20 protein-coding genes and 1 pseudogene are annotated in these 18,568 nt (G+C 73.9%); 14 read left to right on the top strand and 7 right to left on the bottom strand.

What is annotated here, in order from left to right; genetic code table 11:
* The first annotated feature begins 259 nt into the window (after positions 1–259).
* Genes K7854_RS30430 through K7854_RS30405 form a run of 6 tightly spaced genes read left to right on the top strand, consistent with a single transcriptional unit; the run spans position 260 to position 4,110 of the window.
* Positions 260–442, top strand: coding sequence for a hypothetical protein (locus K7854_RS30430; RefSeq protein WP_226029762.1), 183 nt, complete (start codon positions 260–262; stop codon positions 440–442).
* A complete protein-coding gene (locus K7854_RS30425; RefSeq protein WP_226029761.1) occupies positions 439–891 on the top strand; it encodes an MrpF/PhaF family protein in 453 nt (150 codons plus the stop codon). The genes K7854_RS30430 and K7854_RS30425 overlap by 4 nt, the downstream gene beginning before the upstream one ends.
* Positions 884–1,183, top strand: a complete 300-nt coding sequence (locus K7854_RS30420; RefSeq protein ID WP_226029760.1) for a hydrogenase subunit MbhD domain-containing protein — start codon at positions 884–886, stop codon at positions 1,181–1,183. The genes K7854_RS30425 and K7854_RS30420 overlap by 8 nt, the downstream gene beginning before the upstream one ends.
* Complete coding sequence (locus tag K7854_RS30415; RefSeq protein ID WP_226029759.1) at positions 1,180–1,962, top strand: MnhB domain-containing protein; 783 nt, start codon at positions 1,180–1,182, stop codon at positions 1,960–1,962. The genes K7854_RS30420 and K7854_RS30415 overlap by 4 nt, the downstream gene beginning before the upstream one ends.
* A 7-nt stretch (positions 1,963–1,969) precedes the next feature.
* Positions 1,970–2,329 carry a sodium:proton antiporter gene (locus tag K7854_RS30410; protein ID WP_226029758.1) on the top strand — a complete coding sequence of 120 codons (360 nt, stop codon included), beginning with the start codon at positions 1,970–1,972 and terminating at the stop codon, positions 2,327–2,329.
* Complete coding sequence (locus K7854_RS30405; RefSeq protein WP_226029757.1) at positions 2,329–4,110, top strand: complex I subunit 5 family protein; 1,782 nt, start codon at positions 2,329–2,331, stop codon at positions 4,108–4,110. The genes K7854_RS30410 and K7854_RS30405 overlap by 1 nt, the downstream gene beginning before the upstream one ends.
* 25 nt (positions 4,111–4,135) lie before the next feature.
* Here the strand turns inward: K7854_RS30405 and K7854_RS30400 are convergent, their stop codons facing one another.
* Entirely contained in the window at positions 4,136–4,819 is a 684-nt protein-coding gene (locus K7854_RS30400; RefSeq protein WP_226029756.1) for a DUF4230 domain-containing protein, read from the bottom strand.
* Between the two features lie 17 nt (positions 4,820–4,836).
* Entirely contained in the window at positions 4,837–6,744 is a 1,908-nt protein-coding gene (gene otr(A) / locus K7854_RS30395) for a tetracycline resistance ribosomal protection protein Otr(A) (RefSeq protein ID WP_226029755.1), read from the bottom strand.
* 200 nt (positions 6,745–6,944) lie between these two features.
* Here otr(A) and K7854_RS30390 point away from each other — a divergent pair, with 200 nt between their 5' ends.
* Positions 6,945–7,898 carry a ribose-phosphate diphosphokinase gene (locus K7854_RS30390; RefSeq protein ID WP_087804963.1) on the top strand — a complete coding sequence of 318 codons (954 nt, stop codon included), beginning with the start codon at positions 6,945–6,947 and terminating at the stop codon, positions 7,896–7,898.
* On the opposite strand, the gene K7854_RS30385 is transcribed toward K7854_RS30390, so the two are convergent.
* Together K7854_RS30385 and K7854_RS30380 are read right to left on the bottom strand one after the other, a co-directional pair.
* On the bottom strand, positions 7,864–8,250 hold the full coding sequence (locus tag K7854_RS30385) for an anti-sigma factor antagonist (protein WP_226029754.1): 387 nt from the start codon (positions 8,248–8,250) through the stop codon (positions 7,864–7,866). The genes K7854_RS30390 and K7854_RS30385 overlap by 35 nt on opposite strands.
* Before the next feature lie 197 nt (positions 8,251–8,447).
* Complete coding sequence (locus K7854_RS30380) at positions 8,448–9,389, bottom strand: NADP-dependent oxidoreductase (RefSeq protein WP_226029753.1); 942 nt, start codon at positions 9,387–9,389, stop codon at positions 8,448–8,450.
* Between the two features lie 178 nt (positions 9,390–9,567).
* Here K7854_RS30380 and K7854_RS30375 point away from each other — a divergent pair, with 178 nt between their 5' ends.
* Both K7854_RS30375 and K7854_RS30370 read left to right on the top strand, forming a co-directional pair.
* A complete protein-coding gene (locus K7854_RS30375) occupies positions 9,568–10,032 on the top strand; it encodes a pyridoxamine 5'-phosphate oxidase family protein (RefSeq protein ID WP_226029752.1) in 465 nt (154 codons plus the stop codon).
* Between the two features lie 77 nt (positions 10,033–10,109).
* Positions 10,110–10,505, top strand: a complete 396-nt coding sequence (locus K7854_RS30370; RefSeq protein ID WP_226029751.1) for a VOC family protein — start codon at positions 10,110–10,112, stop codon at positions 10,503–10,505.
* A gap of 25 nt (positions 10,506–10,530) precedes the next feature.
* Here K7854_RS30370 and K7854_RS30365 read toward each other — a convergent pair whose 3' ends face one another.
* Positions 10,531–10,836, bottom strand: coding sequence for a DUF4235 domain-containing protein (locus tag K7854_RS30365; protein ID WP_226029795.1), 306 nt, complete (start codon positions 10,834–10,836; stop codon positions 10,531–10,533).
* A 53-nt stretch (positions 10,837–10,889) separates the two neighbouring features.
* Positions 10,890–11,915: a glutathione S-transferase family protein gene (locus K7854_RS30360; RefSeq protein ID WP_226029750.1), complete on the bottom strand. Its 1,026-nt coding sequence runs from the start codon at positions 11,913–11,915 to the stop codon at positions 10,890–10,892.
* A gap of 122 nt (positions 11,916–12,037) precedes the next feature.
* Between K7854_RS30360 and K7854_RS30355 the strand changes: the two genes are divergently transcribed.
* A complete protein-coding gene (locus K7854_RS30355) occupies positions 12,038–13,021 on the top strand; it encodes a cation diffusion facilitator family transporter (protein ID WP_226029749.1) in 984 nt (327 codons plus the stop codon).
* A 64-nt stretch (positions 13,022–13,085) separates the two neighbouring features.
* On the opposite strand, the gene K7854_RS30350 is transcribed toward K7854_RS30355, so the two are convergent.
* Positions 13,086–13,535: a nitroreductase family deazaflavin-dependent oxidoreductase gene (locus K7854_RS30350; RefSeq protein WP_226029748.1), complete on the bottom strand. Its 450-nt coding sequence runs from the start codon at positions 13,533–13,535 to the stop codon at positions 13,086–13,088.
* Positions 13,536–13,911: 376 nt separating this feature from the next.
* Here K7854_RS30350 and K7854_RS30345 point away from each other — a divergent pair, with 376 nt between their 5' ends.
* The 4 genes and pseudogenes from K7854_RS30345 to K7854_RS30330 all read left to right on the top strand — a co-directional run.
* Complete coding sequence (locus K7854_RS30345) at positions 13,912–15,132, top strand: cytochrome P450 (RefSeq protein ID WP_226029747.1); 1,221 nt, start codon at positions 13,912–13,914, stop codon at positions 15,130–15,132.
* A gap of 12 nt (positions 15,133–15,144) precedes the next feature.
* A complete protein-coding gene (locus tag K7854_RS30340; RefSeq protein ID WP_226029746.1) occupies positions 15,145–15,369 on the top strand; it encodes a ferredoxin in 225 nt (74 codons plus the stop codon).
* A 90-nt stretch (positions 15,370–15,459) separates the two neighbouring features.
* A complete protein-coding gene (locus tag K7854_RS30335; RefSeq protein ID WP_226029745.1) occupies positions 15,460–15,765 on the top strand; it encodes a trypco2 family protein in 306 nt (101 codons plus the stop codon).
* A gap of 7 nt (positions 15,766–15,772) precedes the next feature.
* A pseudogene (locus tag K7854_RS30330) lies at positions 15,773–18,568 on the top strand (trypsin-like peptidase domain-containing protein); the annotation flags it as partial.

Here is an 18,568-nt window from a genome sequence, read left to right as displayed (position 1 = left end):
TCGTCAACTTCCCCGCGTGGTAGGGCGGTTACCCGCCGATCCGCCGAGGATGCCCGGCGCACCGCGCCGCCCCCGGCGCGGGCCGCCCGGTTATCCCTCCCCCGGCCGGGGCACTCCGGCCGGGGGAGCCGCCGCGCGCCGCCGTCGGCCGCTCCCCGCGCGGTGCTTGGATGGCGGCGAAGCAGGAACAACGGCAACAAGAGCGGCACAAAGGGCATCCGGGACCTGGCGGGCCCGGGCCGGCCGGTGGAGGTGGCGTGTGCCAAGCCGTAGGACACTCCTCGCCGCGGCCGAGGTGGCCGCCTGGTGGGTTCCGCTCGCCGCGCTCTGGCTGGTTCTCGTCAACACCGTCGACCTGCTCGAAGCGGCGGTGGGCGCGGGCGCCTCGGTCGTGGTGGCGCTCGTGGCACGGGGCGCGCGGCGGGCGGTGACCGGCCGGTGAACGGCTGGATCCTCGCCGCCGTCGTCGTCCTCGCCGCCGGTGTCGGAGCCACGCTGTGGGGCGTGGTGACCGGCCCCCTGCGCCGCCGCGCCGCCGCCCAGAACCTGTCCACCGCACTGGCCTGCCCCGCACTCCTGCTGCTCGCCCAGGGCTACGCACGCCCCGCCTACGTCGACCTCGCGCTGGTGCTCGCCGTCCTCGGACCGGTGGGCACCCTCGTCTTCGCCCGGCTGCTCGCCGACGAACTGGCCGACGACCCGCCGCACGCCCGCGGCCCGACCCTGACGGCCGCCGCCCTCGGTGCGGCCGTCGTGCTGGCGGTGAGCCTTGCCACCGGCCCGGGCCGGGCCCTGGTCAAGGTGCTGGTCGTCGGGGCACTGCTGGTCGGCGGCAACCTGGTCGCCTCCCGGGCGCTGGCGGGCGGGATGCAGGAGGCCCGTCGTGACTGAGGCCCTGATCGTCACCGCGCTGCTGCTGGTCGCCGGGTCCGCCACGGCGGCGGTGGCGGTGCGCGACCCCGTGCGCCAGTCCCTCGTCCTGGCCGTCCTCGGCGTCGTCCTCGCCGTGCTGTTCACCGTGCTCCAGGCACCCGACGTCGCCCTGTCGCAGCTGGCGGTGGGCTCCGCGCTGACCCCGCTCCTGCTGCTGCTGACGGTCCGCAAGGTGCGCCGGCGCGGGCAGCGTGCGGCGGGCGGAGGCGGCGGGTCCGACGGGCGGCGCGGCGGAGGGAGCGGACCGTGAGCCCGCGCATGAGGCTGTGGCTGGTGGCGACGGGTGGCGCCGGTCTCGCCGCGCTCCTGGTGGCCGCCTGCCTGGACCTGCCCCGGTTCGGCGGCGACCGGCACCCCTACGGCGACCAGGCCGTCGAGGCGTCCCTGAGCCGGCACACCGCCAACACCGTCGCCTCCGTCACCTTCGACCAGCGGGCCTTCGACACGCTCGGCGAGATGAGCATCCTGTTCGCCGCGGTCCTCGGCAGCGTGGTCCTGCTGCGCCAGACCCGCGACGAGCACCGGGCCCGCCCCGAACCCGCCGCCGTCTCCCGGCCCGTGCGCCGCTACGCCCTGCTCGTCCTGCCCGTCGCCCTGCTGACCGGCCTGTACGTCGTCGCCCACGGCCAGGTCAGCCCCGGCGGCGGCTTCCAGGGCGGCGTCGTCGCCGCCACCGCCCTGCACCTGCTCTACCTCGGCGCCGACTACCGCGCCCTCGAACGCGTGCGGCCCATCGCCCCCTACGAGGCGGGCGACGCGCTCGCCGCGTCCGCCTACCTCGTCACCGGCCTCGCCGCCCTGCTCGCGGGCTCCGCCTTCCTCGCCAACACGCTGCTCCCGTACGGCACCTTCAACACCCTCGCCTCCGCCGGCACCGTCCCGCTGCTCAACGCCGCGATCGGCATGGAGGTCGCCTGCGCGGTGGTCGTGCTGCTCGCCGGGTTCCTGGACCAGGCCGTGGAGATCGTGGACGAGGGCGAGCACGACGACGGCGAGTACCACGACGACCCCCGACAGCGCGGGAAGTGAGAGCGCCATGACCGCCCTGACCCACGTACTGCCCTACCTGGTCGCCGCCTGGGTGTTCCTGGCCGGCTGCTACGGCCTGGCCACCAGCCGCAACCTCATCCACGCGGTGGGCTGCCTGTCCGTGTGCCAGGCCGCCACCTACGTCCTGCTGCTGGCCGTCGGCTACCGCGACGGCGCCACCGCGCCGGTCTTCTCCGACCTCGCACCCGGCTCCCGGCCGGTGGTCGACCCCGTGGTCCAGGCGCTGGCCCTCACCGACGTCGTCGTCGGCGCCACCGTCACCGCGCTCCTGCTGGCCCTGGTGGTGCAGGTCGCCAAGCGGCACGGCACGGTCGACCCCGACGAGCTGAGCGAGCTGCGCGGCTGATGCACCACCTGCTGCCCCTCCTCGTCGCCGTCCCGCTGCTCGGCGCCGCCCTGCTCGCCGCCGGGGGCAGGCTCGTGCCCCGCTTCGTCGCGCAGAGCACGGCCTGCGCCGTCGCGGCCGGCACCGCGGCGCTCGCGGTCCTGCTGCTGACGCACTCCTCCCCGCCGCTGACCGAGTGGGTGGGCGGCTGGGAGCCCGTGGCCGGCCACAGCGTCGGCATCGCCTTGACCGGCGACGGCCCCGGGCTCGGCATGGCCGCGCTGGTGTCCGTGCTGACCCTGGCCGCCCTCGCCTACGCGTGGCGCTCCTTCGACGAGCCGCCGCACGGCCACGCCGGGGCGTTCCCGGCGCTCGTGCTGGTCTTCCAGGCCGGCATGTGCGGCTTCGCGACCGCGGGCGACCTGTTCAACGCGTTCGTCTGGTTCGAGCTGATGAGCGTGGTCGCCTACGCCCTGACCGGCCACCGGGTCGAGGAGGCCAGGGCCGTCCAGGGCGCGCTGGCCTTCGCCGTCGTCAACTCCCTGGGCGCGTACGCCCTGCTCATGGGCATCGCCCTGCTCTACGCCCGCACCGGCGAGCTGGCCCTGACGGAGATCGGCGGCGCGCTGGACGCCCACGGCCCGCCCGACGCGCTGGTGCTGGCCGGTTTCGTCCTGGTCCTGACCGGGCTGCTGGTCAAGGCGGCCGCCGTCCCCTTCCAGTTCTGGCTGCCGGACGCGCACGCGGTCGCCCCCACCCCGGTGTGCATGCTCCTCTCCGGCGTCATGGTCGAGCTGGGCGTCTTCGGCGTCTGGCGCGTCTACGACACCGTCTTCTCCGGCCCGGGCGGACTGCCCGCCGCCGACCTGGCGCGGGTGCTGACGGTGCTGGGCGCGCTGACCGCGGCGCTCGGCGCGGTCATGTGCTGGCACCAGCGGCACATCAAGCGGCTGCTGGCGTACTCGACGATCGCGCACACCGGCCTGTTCCTGCTCGGCATCGGCACCCTCACGCCCGAGGGCGACGACGGGGTCGCCCTGTACGTCGTCGGGCACGCCGGGGTGAAGGCCGCGCTGTTCGCCTGCGTCGGCATCCTCCTCGACCGGTACGGCAGCGTCGACGAACACGTCCTGCACGGCCGCGCCCGCCCGCTGCGAAGCGTCGGCGTGATGGTCGTCGCCGGTGCGCTGGGCCTGGCGGGACTGCCGCCGTTCGGCACCGCGCTCGGCAAGTCCGTCGCCGAGGAGGCGGTGGGCGGACCGCTCACCGCGCTCTACGTGCTGGCGAGTGCCGTGACCGCGGCCGCCGTGCTGCGGGTCGCGGCCCGGGTGTTCCTGGGCCTCGGTCCGACGCCCGAGGACGCGGGCGGTGCGAGCGGCGCCGACGCCTACGAGACGACCGGCTCGGGGGAGGAGCCCGAGACCCGGCAGCGGCTCAGCCGGGTGCCCGACACCATGACGGCGGTCCCCGCGCTGCTGCTCGCCGGTGCCCTCGCCGCCGGTGCGGTCCCCGCCTTCGGCAACGCGGTGGCCCGTGCCATGAGCGAGGCCACCACCGCCGGGCTGGTGCACACCTCGGTGCACTGGACGCCCGTGGGCGTCGGCCTGGGACTCCAGTCGACCGCGCTGGCCGTGGCCCTGGCCTCCGTCGCCGTCGCCCGGCCCGGGCTGCTGGCCGTCCCGGACCGGACGCTGCCCCTGCGGCGGCTGCAGTCCGGGCACATCGGCGACTACGTGGCCTGGCTGCTGCTGGGCACCGCCGTGCTCGGGGCGCTGGCCCTGCCCGGGATCCTCTCCGGGTGAGCGCGGCGGTGTCCGCGGCCGGACCTCAGGTCCCGTACGTCACCCGCACCTCGTCGAAGCCGAGGGAGGTCAGCAGCCCCCGGAGCATGGCGGTGGTGTTGCTCTCGGCCCGCGCCTGCAGCTCGCTGTCCTTCGCCGCGTCGCCGATGTGCCGGGCGGCGAGCTTCTGCACGGCCTGCTCACCGTTCGGGTTGTCCGAGAACAGGTCGCCGAGCCGGTCGAGCAGCCCGCGCTGCTTGGAGACCGCGTAGGAACGGTCGGGGTCGAGCGCCGGCTCGCCCAGCGCCGCGTGCGGCAGCCGCAGCGTGGCCGAGGTGCGCCCCTCGTCGACCGTCACGTCGTCCTCGCCCACCTTCCCGAGGTCGACGAAGGCGTCGACGGTTCCCGCCCCGACGTACAGGGTGCGGGTGCCGCGGATCGCGTCGGGCAGGAACCTGGCGTCCTTCTCCAGGTCGACGACGACCTGGAAGTTGCCCGACGCGGCGTCGTACCGGCTGATGTCCTGGACGGACTTCAGCAGCGCCGGGCCCGAACGGTCCTGGGTGTCGGACCCGAACAGGTCCTTCAGGCCCGGTACGACACTCAGCCGCAGCCCCGCGAACAGCACGACGAGCACCAGCACCAGCGCGGTCAGCGCCTTCGCCCAGCCGGGCATGCGCCGCGCGGGCCTGTCGACGGGGGTCGTGGGCTTCCTGACGGGAGTTGTCATGGCGACGGCCCTCCTTCCTACTCACCCGGATGCCCGTCAACTCCCTTGCCAGACCCGCCGTTTCGGGGCCTCAGCGGACGGTCCGCGGCGGGGTGCGACGACCACACCGCCTCCCCGCGGGTCAGCCCCGGCAGCCGCAGCTCGGCCTCCCGCACCCGGCGGGCCGGCAGCTCGCCGGTGACCGTCCAGGCCGGGTCGCCGCCGGTCGTACCGGTGAAGTCCGCGCCCAGCGAGGCCAGCAGGGCCGTCACGGCGGCCAGCGCGTCCGCCGGGACCTCCGCCTCGAAGGCCAGGTACGGCTCGTACAGCACGGTGCCCGCCCGGGCGAGGGCACGGCGCAGCACGATCGGCGTCAGCCCCCGGAAGTCGGCGGCCGTACTGACCGGCGAGCTGAAGCCGGAGCGGATCAGCGTGACCCGGTAGTCGGTGACCGCCGCCCCGGTGAGCCCGGACAGCAGCGTGGCGTGCACGGTCTCCTCGACGGCCTGGTGGAAGGCGCGGGGCAGCGCGCCGAGTTCCGTCTCGTGGGTGAAGTGCCCGCCCGAGCCGCGCGGACCCGGCTCGACGCGCAGGCCGATCGTCGCCCAGTAGCGGGTGTGGTCGAGCCACGGCATCTCCTCTGCCGCCTCACCGGTACCGCTCGGACGCTCCAGGAACCGGACGCGGCCCGGCTCGAACTCCGCCTCGATGCCGAAGTCCTCGGCCAGCGTCGCCGCCAGCACCTCCATCTGGACCTCGCCGTACAGGAGCAGCGCGGTGGCGCCGGACGCCGCCGGGCGGGCGTGCAGCAGCGGGTCCTGGTCGGCCAGCGCCAGCAGGGCCGAGCGCAGCGGCGCCGCCTGCTCCGGGCGCACCGCCCGGACCAGGGTCTGCAGGGTCGGCGGCGCGAACTGCGGTGCGCGCTCGGACAGTCCGCCGAGCCGGTCGCCGACGCGCAGGCCCCCGGGGACGGTGAGCGCGGCGATGTTCCCGGCGGTGAGCGTGGCGTCGCCGCCGACCACGTCGAGGCGGGTCACCCGGCCGCAGACCTCGGTGGTCCGCCCGTCGGACTCGCGCCGCAGGAAGGTGAGCCGCCGGCGCGGGCGCACCTCGCCGTCGTACAGCCTGAGGTACGCCGTGCGCTCACCGGCGGGCCCCGGGCGCACGGCGAAGACCGTGCCGCGCGGTTCCGTGCCGCCGGACGTGTCCGGCGCGGCGGCCGGGACCAGGCGGGTCAGCCCCTCGACCAGCTCCGCGACGCCCTGGCCGCCGAGCGCGGAGCCGTGGTACAGCGGGTGGAACGAGCCGTCGGCGGTACGTGCGGCAAGGGCGGCGGCCAACTCGGCCCCGGTCGGCTCGGGACCGTCGACCAGCGCGGCCAGTACGTCCGGGTCGACCTCGGCGAGCGCCTCCGCCGTCCGTCCGTCGGGCGGGCGGCGGGTGACCCGGGCACGCGGGGTACCGGCGTCCGTCACCGCGGTCAGCGGCGCGACGTGCGGGGTCAGCAGGCGCCGGACGTCGTCGAGCAGGCCGTCGGTGCGCGCACCGGCCCGGTCGATCTTGTTGACGAACACGAGCGTGGGCAGCCGCAGCCGCCGCAGGGTGCGCATCAGGACGCGGGTGCGTGCCTGCACGCCCTCGACGGCGGACAGCAGCAGTACCGCGCCGTCGAGCACCTCCAGGGCGCGCTCGACCTCCGCGACGAAGTCGGAGTGCCCCGGGGTGTCGATCAGGTTGACCTGTGTGTCGCCGACGGTGAAGGCGGCGACGGCGGAGCGGATGGTGATGCCGCGGCGGCGCTCGATGCCGCCGTCGTCGGTACGGGTGTCGCCGGCGTCGACGCTGCCGAGCCGGCCGATGGCGCCGTGGTCGAACAGGAGCCGTTCGGTGAGACTGGTCTTACCCGCGTCGACGTGGGCCAGGATGCCGATGTTCAGGGTGCGCATGCGTGGAGGAGTCCTCGAAAGCCGTGGGCCGGAAGGGGCGCTGGGGGGTTCCGAGGAGTCGGCGCATGTGCGGGTTCCTGACCTGAGGGGGAGCGGGGAGCACGGACGGCGCCATGATGGCCCGGGGCCCCGGGAGCGGCGCAACAGGATTTCCGTAAGCTGAGGATCCCGGCCGGACAGGATCACCCGAGGAGCGGTCCGTGCGAGACATCGCCGTGTTCAGCGGTAGCGCCCACCCCGACCTGGCCGAGGAGGTGTGCGCCCAGCTGGGTGTGCCGCTCAGCCCCACCCGGGTCAGCCGGTTCGCCAACGACTGCCTGGAAGTGCAGCTGATGGCCAACTGCCGGGAGCGGGACGTGTTCCTCGTCCAGCCGCTGGTCAAGCCCGTCCAGGAGCACCTCGTCGAGCTGCTCCTGATGTGCGACGCGGCCCGCGGGGCGTCGGCCGGCCGGATCACCGTGGTCATGCCGCACTACTCCTACGCCCGCTCCGACAAGAAGGACGCCCCGCGCATCTCGCTCGGCGGTCGCCTGGTGGCCGACCTGCTGGTGGCGGCGGGCGCGAGCCGGGTCCTGGCCATGACCCTGCACTCGCCCCAGGTGCACGGCTTCTTCTCGGTCCCGGTCGACCACCTGCACGCACTGCGGGAGCTGGCCGCCCACTTCCGGCAGTACGACCTGTCCCGGGCGACCGTCGTCTCGCCGGACCTGGGCAACGCCAAGGAGGCCGCGGCGTTCGCCCGGATGCTCGGCGCCCAGGTCGCGGCGGGCGCGAAGCAGCGGTACGCCGACGACCGGGTCAGCATCAGCGCGGTGATCGGCGACGTGGCGGGGCGGGACGTCATCGTGCTGGACGACGAGATCGCCAAGGGCAGCACGGTGCTGGAACTGCTCGACCGGCTCCGGGAGGCGGGCCCGCGCACCATCCGCCTGGCCTGTACGCACGGGCTGTTCGCGGCCGGGGCGCTCGGCCGGCTCAGCGAACAGCCGGACGTGCTGGAGATCGTGTGCACCAACACGGTGCCGGTGCCGGTGGACGACCACACGGACAAGCTGCGGATCCTGTCCATCGCCCCGGCGCTGGCCGAGGCGGTGCGCCGCATCCACAACGGCGAGTCGGTCAGCGCCCTGTTCGACGCCCGGCCGGCCGGCTGACGCCGAGGGCCTCGTCCAGGGTCGGCCACGGCGGCAGCAGCCGCGCCAGGCCGGTGATCCGCAGCATGCGCAGGGTCAGCGGGTGGGTGCACACCAGGTGCACCTGCCCGCCCCGGTCCAGCACCCGGCTGCGGGCCCGGTACAGCAGCCGCAGGCCGGAGCAGTCGAAGAACTCGATGCCGCCGAGGTCGAGCACGACCCGGGCGTCCGGTCGCACCGTCTCCCGGTCCAGGTGCGGGGCGATCTCCGCCGCCGAGGCGATGTCGATCTCGCCCCGGAACTCCAGCACCGTGTGCCCCCGGTGGTGGTGCACGCGTAGGTGCCGGGTGGGCGACGCGGGTTCCTGCCGCACGAACCTTGCCTCCAGCCTGTTGCGGCCTTTCCGGCCTGCTTTCGGGGGCTCAACTACCCACTCCGCTAGGAAAGTTACCCCGATCGAGCGAATCTGAGCATGTTCGATTGACATATGTCATCGAAATCTCAGAGCAGCGCCACCTCAGAGCAGCGCCGACGCACCTCGCCGATCGGGGGAGCGGGGTGGGCGAACGATCAGTCGACCACCAGCACGAGCTTGCCCGTGGTGCGGCCGGTCTCACCGAGGGCGTGCGCCCGCGCCGCCTCGGCCAGCGGGAACGTCTCGGCGATCGTGGCCCGCAGCTTCCCCGACTCGACCAGCCGGGCGATCTCCTCCATGCCGGACCGGTCGGCGTCGACCAGCATCCGCACCGCCCGCACGCCCAGCCGGTCGGCCTCCTCGTAGAACTCGTCCGAGCCGACCGGGAGGATCGACACCACGACCCCGCCCGGGCGCAGCACGCGCAGGGACCGCAGCGAGGTGTCGCCGCCGATCGTGTCCAGCACGACGTCGACGTCCTTCACGGCCTCGGCGAAGTCCGTCTCCCGGTAGTCCACGGTCTCGTCCGCTCCGATCGAGCGCAGGAACTCGTGCTTGCCCGCGCTGGCGGTGCCGATCACATGGGCGCCGCGGGCCTTGGCGATCTGCACCGCCACATGGCCCACACCGCCAGCCGCCGCGTGGATCAGCACCCGCTGCCCCGGCCGCACGTCCGCCTGCTCCACCAGCGCGTGCCACGCCGTCAGCGACACCAGGGGCAGGGCGCCCGCCTGGACGTGGTCGATCCCGGCCGGCTTGTGCGTGAAGGTGCGCGCGGGGGCGGTGACGTACTCCGCGTGGGAACCGTGCCCGAAGGGGTAGGACAGCATGCCGAACACCTCGTCGCCGGGTGCGAACCCGGCGACCCCGATCCCCGCCGACTCCACCACGCCCGACACGTCCCAGCCCAGGACGAAGGGCGGCTCGCCGAGGAAGCCGCCGGTCGCCCGGTGCTTCCAGTCGGTCGGGTTCACCCCGGCCGCCCGCACCCGGACCAGCACCTCGTTGGGGCGCGGCTCGGGGCGCTCGGCCTGGATCTCCTTCAGGACCTCGGGACCGCCGAGGACGTCCTGGCTGATGGCGCGCATGGTGTTCATCAAGACCTCGCAACTCGGGGAGGGGACGGATGGCACGGTCTGCAACCTCCGAAACGATCGTGCCATTCCCGGCGCGACCCGGCAGCGCGGAGGGACGCGAGCGCGACGGGGCGACCCGCCGTGGCACCATCGTCACCGACCGACCGACCGTGACGTCACGTCAGGAGACCGCAGGCCGATGACCCCGCCCGCCGCCCGCACCGCCGAACAGCGCAGACACGACACCCTGCACCGCCTGGAGCACGACGAGGACGCCTGGGTGGCCACGGCCGACGGCACGTCCGGGGTGCCCTACCTCGTCCCCCTGTCGTTCCACTGGAACGGCTCGTGCCTGCTGTTCGCCACACCCGCGGCGAGCCCCACCGGCCGGAACCTCGCGGCGAGCGGCCGGGCGCGGATCGGCATCGGACCCACCCGGGACGTGGTGATGGTCGAGGGCACCGTCGAGACCGTGGAGCCCGCCGACCTGCCCGAGCAGGACGCCGAGCTGTTCGCCGCCAAGACCGGCTTCGACCCGCGTCGGCTCGCCACGCCCTACCTGTACTTCCGCGTCCGTCCGCGACGCGTCCAGGCCTGGCGCGAGGCCAACGAGCTGGAGGGCCGCGAACTCATGCGGGACGGCCGCTGGTTGCCCACCGACTGATTCGGCCGGGCCGGGATATCCGCAAGGGAGAGGGCGCGGGGCACGACGCCTGGCGCCCGGGATCCTTCGGAGGAGACATGGCACTGGTCAACGCGGGCGTCGTGGTGCTCGACTGCGCCGAACCCGAGCGGCTCGCCGAGTTCTACAAGGGGCTGCTGGGCGCCGAGGAGAGCGACGTGAGCGCCAACCGGATCGAGATCGAGGGCCCCGGCGGCTTCCGCATGGCCTTCCGGCGGGACGTGAACGCCACCCCGCCGAGCTGGCCGCGCCCGGAGAACTCCCTCCAGGTCCACCTGGACTTCGTGGTGGCGGACCTGGACGAGGCCGAGCGCGCGATCGTCGGGCTCGGCGGACGCCCGGTGGAGGCGAAGGACCCGGCCGGCGCACACGAGGAGCGGGGCTTCTCCGACCCGGCCGGGCACTCCTTCACCCTCCGCCACGCCCTCGCGCCGACCGCGCCCAAGCAGGGCTAGGGCAGGTCCCGGGCGCCGCCCGCGGTCAGTCCCGGCCGCTCTTCCCGGCGACCGGCCAGGTGCCGGTCGAGCGCTGGATGGCCTTGGCGCCGGTCCGGTCCACGGCGCTGCGCACCGCGGCGAAGATGGCGCCCTGGATCGCGGCGGCCAGCAGGATCTCGCCCCAGCCGCGGTCCGGGTCCAGGGCGTCGGGCGCGTCGTCCTCGTGCCGGATGACCTTCCAGGTCTTCTGGAACGTCATCCCGGCGAGCGTGCCGCCCAGCCAGCCGAGCGCGAACCCGACGGGCTTGTAGGCGAGCGGGAGCTTCTGCTTCTTCTTTTTCTTCGCCATGGCGATCTCCTTGCCTGGTGTGCGCTGCATGGTCGTACGGGTGGCGGCGCGGGTCAGGGCCTGCCCCGCGCCGGCACCTCCTCGTCGGCCCGGACCGGCCCCGGCGGGGTGCCCTCGCCGAAGGGACGTCCGCCCAGTTCCTGCCGGTGGTGGGGGGTGAGCCAGCCGGCCAGGTCCGGGCCCAGGGGCACGATGCCGGTCGGGTTGATGCCGGTGTGCACCTGGTAGTAGTGGCGCTTGATGTGGTCGAAGTCGACGGTGTCCCCGAACCCCGGCGTCTGGTACAGATCGCGGGCGTACGCCCACAGCACCGGGTGCTCCGCCAGCTTCCAGCGGTTGCACTTGAAATGGCCGTGGTAGACGGCGTCGAAGCGGACCAGGGTGGTGAACAGCCGGATGTCCGCCTCCGTGATCGTGTCGCCGACCAGATAGCGCTGCCGCTCCAGCCGCGGCACCAGCTGCTCCAGGCGCCGGAACACACCCGCGCAGGCGGCCTCGTACTCCTCCTGGCCGGTGGCGAAGCCCGCCCGGTACACGCCGTTGTTGACGTCCTCGTAGACCCCGGCCATCACCTCGTCGATCTCCTCGCGCCGGGCCCGCGGATACAGGTCCGGCGCGCCCGGCCGGTGCAGCGAGGTCCACTCGGTCGCGAGGTCGAGGGTGATCTGCTGGTAGTCGTTGGTGACGAGCGCCCCGCTGGGCACGTCCACGACCGCGGGCACGCTCACCCCGCCCGGATAGCCGGTCTCCCGCCGGTCGTAGGCCTCGCTGAGGTAGCGGATGCCGAGGACCGGGTCGCGGCCGTCCGGATCCAGCGTGAAGCGCCAGCTGCGGTCGTCCTGGACGGGGTCGGCGACCGCGAGGGACAGCGCGTCCTCCAGGCCGAGCAGCCGCCGGGAGACCAGGGCACGGCTCGCCCACGGACAGGCGCGGCTGACCACCAGCCGGTAGCGGCCGGCCTCCACCGGCCAGCCGTCCCTGCCGTCCGCCGTGATCCGGTCCGCGAAGTGGCTCCGGGACCGTTTGAACGCCTTCCTGCCGTAGCCGCTGTTGCCCGGCGTCCCGTCGTCACCGCTCATGACCCTGTCCTTCCGCTGTCCGCGTGTCCCTGTGTAGGCGTTCCCCGTTTTCGCCCGTCGGCACTGGCGGCCACCCGCAAGGCGGGGGTGTGAGTCCGGCCGGCCGGGGCAGTCGGGGCTTCGTGAGTGGGACAGCCGGGGAAGAGAAGCCGGGCCGGAAGGCCGACCGCAGGACACGCGTCACCGTGCTCGTGGCCCTGGCGGCCAACCTGGTGATCGCCGCGGCCAAGGCTGTCGGCGGGTTCGTCGCGGGTTCGCCAGCGCTGCTGTCGGAGGCGGCCCACTCGGTCGCGGACAGCATGAACGAGATCTTCCTCCTCGCCGCCCTGCGCCGCAGCCGCCGGCCCGCCGACCGGCGGCACCCCTTCGGCTACGGCAAGGAACGGTTCTTCTGGTCCCTCCTCGCGGCCGTCGGCATCTTCGTCATGGGCGGCTGCTTCTCCTTCTTCCAGGGCGCCGAGGCCCTGCGCACCGGCGCGGACGAGAAGCTGAGCGGCTACGTGGCCGGACTGATCGTGCTCGGCGTCGCCCTGCTCGCGGAGGGCGGTTCCCTGCTGCGGGCCCTGCACCAGGTGCGGGGACAGGGCGGGCTCGCCCAGGGGATGCGGGACCCGGCGCTGCGCACGGTCGTCGCCGAGGACGGCACCGCGGTGCTCGGCGTCTGCCTCGCCATGACCGGCATGGCGCTGCACATGGTCACCGGGCAGGTGGTGTGGGAGGCCTGCGCCTCGCTCGCCATCGGAGCGCTGCTCGTCTACGTGGCCTACCGGCTGGGCCGTGAGGCCCGCGACCAGCTGATCGGCGAGGCCGCCGACCCGGAGGCCAGCGGCCGGATCAGGGCGCTGCTGCGGGCCCAGCCGGAGATCGACAGTGTCGAGGCGCTGTTCACCATGAAGACCGGCCTCGACTCGACCCTGGTGGCGGCCCGCGTCGACCTGGTGCCGGGCCTGGACAGCGAACGGGTGGAGGAGGTCTCCGTGCGGATCAAGAGGTCGATCGCACGCACGGTCCCCGAGGCCGGGCAGGTCTTCCTCGACGTCACCGACCGGGCCGCGCGCAAGGCGGCGGAAAGCCCCGCCGCGACGGGGGAACGCGGCGGGGCCTGACCGACGTGTTCCCCGCACCCGCCGGTCCATGCGCGCCGGTCCGGGAAACTTCGGCACGTCCGGCTCAGCCGGCGTCGGACGGCTCCAGGACGAAGACGGGGATCTCCCGGTCCGTCTTCTTCTGGTAGTCGGCGTACGGCGGGAACGCCGCGACCGCGCGCTCCCACCACTCCGCCTTCTCCGCGCCGGTGACCTCACGGGCCGTCATGTCCCGCTTCACCGGGCCGTCCTGGAGCTCCACCCGGGGATCGGCGGTCACGTTGAAGTACCAGACCGGGTGCTTGGGAGCCCCGCCGAGGGAGGCGACCGCGGCGTAGCGGCCCTCGTGTTCGACGCGCATCAGCGGTGTCTTGCGCAGTTTGCCGCTCCGCGCGCCCCGGGTGGTCAGCACGATCACCGGCAGACCCGTGTCCCTCAGGGTCGTGCCTTCGGTGCCGCCCGAGCTCTCGTACAGCTCGACCTGTTCGCGCACCCACTGCGCCGGGCTGGGTTCGTACTCACCGTCAAGAGGCATGTGCATCCATCCGTACTCGTCGGGTCGTCGGGCCGGCCGGAGCGAGGGGCACCCGCGACCGGCGCACGACCATCCTTACCGCATCCCGCCCCTCGTACCCCAGGGCCGGGCGGGAAACCGGACGGAACGGGTCCGGCCCCCGGCCACCGCACCGTGCCGCTCGGCCAGCCGCGGGCCACGGCCGGGGCCGCCGGGGAGCGCCATCGCGCCACCCGGGACGCGGACCCGGCCGACGGGAGGCGGCCCCGCGGGCCCCGACCGGTGAAACCCGGCCAGTCTGCTCGTGCCACCGATCTGGCCGAACTTGGCGTCGCCTCATAGATGCCCCAGGCATCTAATGAAGATCACGACGCACACTTCGTCTGCGAGGTCTTCCATGACGGACACCGACACGACGACGACCACCGGCACGGCACACCCCGTCGCCTTCCCCCAGGACCGGACCTGCCCCTACCAGCCGCCCGCCGGCTACGACCCCTTGCGGGCCGCCCGGCCGCTGGCCCGGATCACCCTCTTCGACGGCCGCCCCGCCTGGCTGGTGACCGGGCACGCCGCCGCCCGCCGGCTGCTGGCCGACCAGCGCCTGTCGACCGACCGCACTCGCGACGGCTTCCCCGCCACCTCGGCGCGCGTGGCCGCGGTACGCGAGCGCAGGACGGCCCTGCTCGGAGTGGACGACCCCGAGCACCGCGCCCAGCGCAGGACGGTGCTGCCGGAGTTCACCCTCAAACGCGCCACCGCGCTGCGCCCGCGCATCCGGCGGATCGTCGAGGAACGGCTCGACGCGATGATCGCGCAGGGCCCGCCCGCCGACCTGGTGGCGGCCTTCGCGCTGCCCGTGCCCTCGATGGTGATCTGCGCCCTGCTCGGGGTCCCCTACGCAGACCACGACTTCTTCGAGGAACAGTCCCGCCGGCTGCTGCGCGGCCCGCTGCCCGCCGACGCCAAGGACGCCCGCGACCGACTGGAGGCCTACCTGGGGGAGCTGGTCGACCGCAAGCGGACGGCACCGGGCGACGGCCTGCTGGACGACCTGGTCCGGCGCGGGCCCGGCGACGGCGCGGTCGACCGGGAACAGCTGATCGCGTTCGCGTTGATCCTGCTGGTCGCCGGTCACGAGACCACCGCCAACATGATCTCGCTGGGCACCTACACCCTCCTGACCAACCCCGGGCGGCTGGCCGAACTGCGTGCGGACCCCGCGCTGCTGCCCGGCGCCGTGGAGGAGCTGATGCGCGTCCTGTCGATCGCCGACGGGCTGCTGCGGGTGGCCACCGAGGACATCGAGGTGGACGGGCGGACCATCCGGGCCGGTGACGGAGTGGTCTTCGCGACCTCCGTCATCAACCGCGACGAGAGCGTCTACCCCGACCCGGACGCCCTGGACTGGCACCGCCCGGCCCGCCACCACGTCGCCTTCGGCTTCGGCATCCACCAGTGCCTCGGCCAGAACCTGGCCCGGGCCGAACTGGAGATCGCCCTGCAGACCCTCTTCGACCGGCTGCCCACGCTCCGGCTGGCCGCCCCGGCCGAGGAGATCCCCTGCAAACCCGGCGACACGATCCAGGGGATGCCGGCACTCCCCGTGGCCTGGTAGGAGGCTGCGGACATGCGTATCGGCATCGACACGGACACCTGCATCGGCGCGGGCCAGTGCGCCATGGTCGCCCCCGACGTCTTCACCCAGGACGACGACGGCTACAGCACACTGCGACCCGGCCGGGAGGACGGCGGCGGCAGCCCGTTGGTACGGGAGGCGGCCCGCGCCTGCCCGGTGGGCGCGATCACCGCCGGGGACCCGGAGGACGCCGGGACCCCACCGGGCACTCGCTGACTGCCGCCCCCTGCGGCCGCCCCCGGTGGAAAGGCCACCTCCCACTTCGTTTGCGGGTACGGTTCTGACACCGACGTCGCAGGGGGACACATGGACATCGAACTCGCCGATCTGCTCAAGTCGCTGCGCTCCGAGATCGGCCGCGCCCGGATCGATGCCGACGGTCAGGACGTCCGCTTCCGCATCAACTCCATCGACCTGGAGGTCAACGTCGCGGTGGAGAAGTCCGCCGAGGCCGACGCCGGAGTGCGGTTCTGGGTGGTGTCGCTCGGCGGCAAGGCGGGCGCGAAGTCGGCACAGACCCACGTGGTCCGGCTCAGTCTGAGCGCCGAGTCGGACACCGGAGACCCGATCCTGACGGGCGACGACGTCTCGAACCTGTTCGCCGCGGACTGACCCCCGGATGAGCGCGTTCGACAAGACCCGTGTGGCCGAAGTCGTCGTCAGGACCGGGCCCACCGTCCAGTACGGATCCGGTTACCGGATCAGCTCGAAGCTCGTCCTGACCGTGGCTCACCTGCTGGCGGGCGGGAGCGAACCTCCCGCCTGCACCGTGCTGCTCGGCGGCGGCGACACGGAGCTGGCGGCGACACCGGTGTGGCGGGGCACCGAGCAGGACCTGGCGCTGCTGTCCCTGGACGCCACCACGTCGGCCGACGGCGCGGCGGAAGGGGAGGCCGCGGCGATCCCGGACCGCGTGGCGCCGGTCGCCTTCGGGGAACTGCCGGACGTCGTGGGCAGCGTGCCCTTCACGGGAATCGGCTTCCCGGCCTTCGCCCAACGACCGGCCTCGGCCAGGTTCCGGAACCTGCGCCGCAGGGACAGCCGAGTGGTGAAGGGCTTCGTGCAACTCGGCTCCAACATGAAGTCGCGGCTGCTGGACCTGACCATCACCACGGCCCCGCCCGCCGCCAAGGGCCCCGACGGCCAGGACCCCTGGCAGGGCGTGTCGGGCACGGCGCTGTTCGCGCACGACACCGGCCTGCTGGTCGGGGTGCAGGCACACCGGCTGCCGGCCGCGGGCACGGGCAGCGCGGAGGCGGAACCCGTCGCGCCGGCCCTGAAGGACCCGCAGTTCCGCCGGCTGCTGCTGCGCGCCGGAGTACGACCGCACGCGGAACCGGTGGCGCTGCCCGGCCAGGAGCCCGGCAGCCGGCTCCGGTCCGTGCTCTCGCAGCACGAACTCATCGACGGCTTCGGCGACTTCAAGAGGAACCTGACGAGCGACCAGCTCCCCTACGTGTCACCCGGCGACCAGCACCCGGCCGATGCCGACAACCTCTTCGAACGACTGGTGGAATCGTCCGAGCGCGGGATGCTGCTGGTCGGCGCCGCGGGCACCGGCAAGACCCGCACCGGCATCGAGGTCGGACGGCGGGCGCTGGACGCGGGCTGGCGCGTCCTGCACGTCGTGCCCGGCGAGAGCAAGGCCATCACCGACGAGGTCGCCGAACAGGTCCTCGGGGAGTCCGGTGCCGTCCTGGTGGTCGTCGACTACCTCAACCAGAGCCTCAACGAGTCCCAGCTGGACCTGGCGGCGATCCGCCACCGCCTGATCCCGGAGGCGCGCCGCCGCGGCATCACCGTGGCGCTGCTCGCCTCGGTCCGTCCCGGCTGGCTGCAGAAGAGCAACCGGGCGCAGCTGCACGAGCTGTTCGAGGAGGTGGAACTGCGCCAGGACGCCTCGTTCCAGCGGCAGGTCACCGAGAACGCCCTGCGCAAGCTCGCCCCGACCGCCGTTGCCGAACTGACCGTGGACCACATGATGGCGATCTGCGGGCACCGTCCCGTCATCGCCCTGCTCGTGGCCCGCGAGATCGAACGCCGCGTGAAACTCGGCATCTCGCTGCCCGAGGCCGCCGGCCTGCGGTCCGGGGGAGAGCTGTCCGCCTGGCTGGAGAGCCGGCTCAGCGAGGACGGCCTGACCGTCGCGGCACGCGCGGACGACTTCACGCCCGCGCGTGCCTCGTACGGACTGCTGGCGGCAGCGGCGGCGGCCGCCGCCTGCCCCCAGGACCTCCCCGAGGTGACGGCCACCGCCCGCACGGCCCTGGCGAACGCGGACGGGCCGGCGCCCCGGGCCGAGGACGTCGTGGCCACCCTCATCTCGCTGGGCTGGCTGGAGCAGGACGACCGGGAGTTCTCGGTCGCCCACGACGTGGTCGCCGACCAGCTCATGGAGTCCGTCATGCTCCCCGAGAACGACACGGACCCGGACGAGGCGCGGACCCGCGAACTGCTGGCCAGCTGCCTCACCGGTCCGCGCACCGTCGGCCGCTTCGCCGTCAACGTCGGCCGACTCGTCAACGACCTGTCCCTCGCGGGACGCGCGAACGCCGTCGTGCCGGTGCTGGAGGGCTGGTTCGCCGACGAGGCGGACACCATCGGGCAGGTCATGCGCCGCGACCCGAGCACCGGCAGTTACGCGCTGGGCGCCATCTGCTCGGGTGCGCCGTGGTCCGTCGCGGCCGTGCAGTGCTGGCAGCAGGTCGTCGATCCCTGGCTCGGCGACTTCGGCACCGGCACCGATGCCCGTCACCTCCTCTACCGCGGCCTGCGCCGCCTCCCGCACGACGGCGTGCTGCTCCTCGTCCCCACCGCCCTGGCCTGGCTCAAGAGCTACGAACGGCGGCGCGAGGCCGGCTATGTGCTCGGCCCCCTGCTGCTGCGCACCGGTCTGCCGCCCGTGGCGATACGGCAGGCCGTCACGAGCACGTTCACCTGGCTCACCCGCCACGGTGCGGTCCCGGAAGGACACTTCGTCCTGGGCCCGCTGCTGGGCCGCGGCGACCTCGAACCCCAGGACAGCCTGCGCGCGGCAGCCGCGAGCCTGGGCTGGCTCGACCACCACCCCACCAGCCCCGAGGCGCGCTTCGTCCTGCGCCCCCTGCTGTCGCGCGGCGACCTCGGTCCCGCGGAGAGCGCGCGGGCCGTCTCCGCGGCGCTGACCTGGCTGAACCGGCACGCCGGCACGCCCGACGGGCGGTTCGTCGCCAGCCCCTTGCTGGCGCGCGGCGACCTCGAGCCCGAGGACGGTGCGCGCGCCGTGTCCTTGGCGCTGACCTGGCTGGACCGGCACGCCGAGACGCCCGACGGGCGGTTCGTCGCCAGCCCCTTGCTGGCGCATGGGGATCTGGGTCCGGGGGAGAGTGCGCGGGCGGTGTCGGCGGCCATGACGTGGCTGGGCCGGCATGCGGGA

Origin of the sequence: Streptomyces hyderabadensis (assembly GCF_020404845.1) — a bacterium.
GTDB classification, from domain to species: Bacteria; Actinomycetota; Actinomycetes; order Streptomycetales; family Streptomycetaceae; genus Streptomyces; species Streptomyces hyderabadensis.
This window is presented reverse-complemented; position numbering and strand designations above follow the sequence as displayed.

Bases quoted from the DNA above. Each gene is read 5' to 3' on its own strand.
- K7854_RS30410 (WP_226029758.1), top strand. From the start codon at position 1,970: ATGACCGCCCTGACCCACGTACTGCCCTACCTGGTCGCCGCCTGGGTG.
- K7854_RS30405 (WP_226029757.1), top strand. From the start codon at position 2,329: ATGCACCACCTGCTGCCCCTCCTCGTCGCCGTCCCGCTGCTCGGCGCC.
- K7854_RS30400 (WP_226029756.1), bottom strand. From the start codon at position 4,819: ATGACAACTCCCGTCAGGAAGCCCACGACCCCCGTCGACAGGCCCGCG.
- K7854_RS30380 (WP_226029753.1), bottom strand. From the start codon at position 9,389: ATGAACACCATGCGCGCCATCAGCCAGGACGTCCTCGGCGGTCCCGAG.
- K7854_RS30375 (WP_226029752.1), top strand. From the start codon at position 9,568: ATGACCCCGCCCGCCGCCCGCACCGCCGAACAGCGCAGACACGACACC.
- K7854_RS30370 (WP_226029751.1), top strand. From the start codon at position 10,110: ATGGCACTGGTCAACGCGGGCGTCGTGGTGCTCGACTGCGCCGAACCC.
- K7854_RS30365 (WP_226029795.1), bottom strand. From the start codon at position 10,836: ATGGCGAAGAAAAAGAAGAAGCAGAAGCTCCCGCTCGCCTACAAGCCC.
- K7854_RS30360 (WP_226029750.1), bottom strand. From the start codon at position 11,915: ATGAGCGGTGACGACGGGACGCCGGGCAACAGCGGCTACGGCAGGAAG.
- K7854_RS30350 (WP_226029748.1), bottom strand. From the start codon at position 13,535: ATGCCTCTTGACGGTGAGTACGAACCCAGCCCGGCGCAGTGGGTGCGC.
- K7854_RS30345 (WP_226029747.1), top strand. From the start codon at position 13,912: ATGACGGACACCGACACGACGACGACCACCGGCACGGCACACCCCGTC.
- K7854_RS30340 (WP_226029746.1), top strand. From the start codon at position 15,145: ATGCGTATCGGCATCGACACGGACACCTGCATCGGCGCGGGCCAGTGC.
- K7854_RS30335 (WP_226029745.1), top strand. From the start codon at position 15,460: ATGGACATCGAACTCGCCGATCTGCTCAAGTCGCTGCGCTCCGAGATC.